Origin of the sequence: Megasphaera sp. AF13-6AC (assembly GCF_027685385.1) — a bacterium.
GTDB lineage: Bacteria > Bacillota > Negativicutes > Veillonellales > Megasphaeraceae > Megasphaera > Megasphaera micronuciformis.
Genome location: NZ_JAQCUN010000241.1, coordinates 1 through 1,116 on the forward strand (window position 1 = coordinate 1; position 1,116 = coordinate 1,116).

Sequence of the window (1,116 nt, forward strand, 5' to 3'; positions counted from 1 at the left end):
CCGTTACCAGGATTTTGGTGGGAAAACAGCCGCGGTTGAGGCAGGTACCCCCGAACTTCCCCTTTTCTACAATGGCTATATGAAGGCCCTGACGAACTGCTGCATCCACAACGATGTTGGCAGCGCCTGTGCCTATAACAACTAAATCATAGTGTTTGTGCATGATGAAACATCCTTTCTATACAAATAAAGTGCAGTTTATAATTATTATAGCCGAAGTGCCGATTTTTGCAAGGACAAAAGGTTAAAGTCCGGCGTGCCGTTTCTTGTCAACCCTTGTAATCTGTGATATGATGATAAACGTATTATAATGATTTCGATAAATCAATATAGGCATAAGAACCATGAGGAGGAACTGTTCAGAATGAAAGTAACCGTTAATGAAGTAGACCAACATAAAGTAACCCTGCATATCGAAGTATCTGCTGAAGATGCTGCCAAGGGTGCTGCTGCGGCTGTAAAGAATCTTGCAAACCGTGTCAATATTCCCGGTTTCCGTAAAGGGAAGGCACCGCGCATGGTGTTGGAAAGCTTCTTAGGTAAAGATGCCGTAAAAGAAGAAATTTTTGAAGTTGTTGCATCGAAGGCGTACAATGACGCTCTTCAGGAACAAGGAATTACGCCCGTAACGGATCCGGATATTAACCGCATTTGCGATGAAAAGGGCAAAGACTTCGTCTTTGAAGCTACGCTCACGAAAAAACCGGAAGTTAAATTGGGTGAATATAAAGGCATTAAGGCTGCTAAGGAAGCCGTTGAAGTAACAGATGAAGACGTTGCCAAAGAATTGGTAAACTTGCAGAAAACGCATGCAAAAATGGCTCCCGCTCCGGAAGGTGCCAAAGTTGAAGACGGTGACTATGCCGTTATCGACTTTAAGGGCACCATTGACGGCGTTGCCTTTGAAGGCGGTGAAGGTAAGGCATATCCTTTGCAAATCGGTTCGGGCAGCTTTATTCCCGGCTTTGAAGAACAGCTCATCGGTTTGAAAGCCGGTGACAGCAAGGATGTAAAAGTTCCTTTCCCGGAAGATTACTTCCAGAAGGATCTGGCAGGTAAGGAAGCCGTGTTTGCCGTAACCGTTCAGGATATTAAACGTAGCGAATTGCCGCCCGT

The 1,116-nt window shown here is 45.0% G+C and carries 1 protein-coding gene and 1 pseudogene; one reads left to right on the plus strand and one right to left on the minus strand.

The window, feature by feature from the left end:
• Positions 1-163, minus strand: a pseudogene (locus PGX78_RS08520) (dihydrolipoyl dehydrogenase family protein); the annotation flags it as partial.
• Positions 164-364: 201 nt separating this feature from the next.
• On the opposite strand from PGX78_RS08520, the gene tig reads away from it, so the two are divergent.
• The coding region (tig, locus tag PGX78_RS08525; protein WP_270446526.1) for a trigger factor at positions 365-1,116 on the plus strand (752 nt) is incomplete at its 3' end.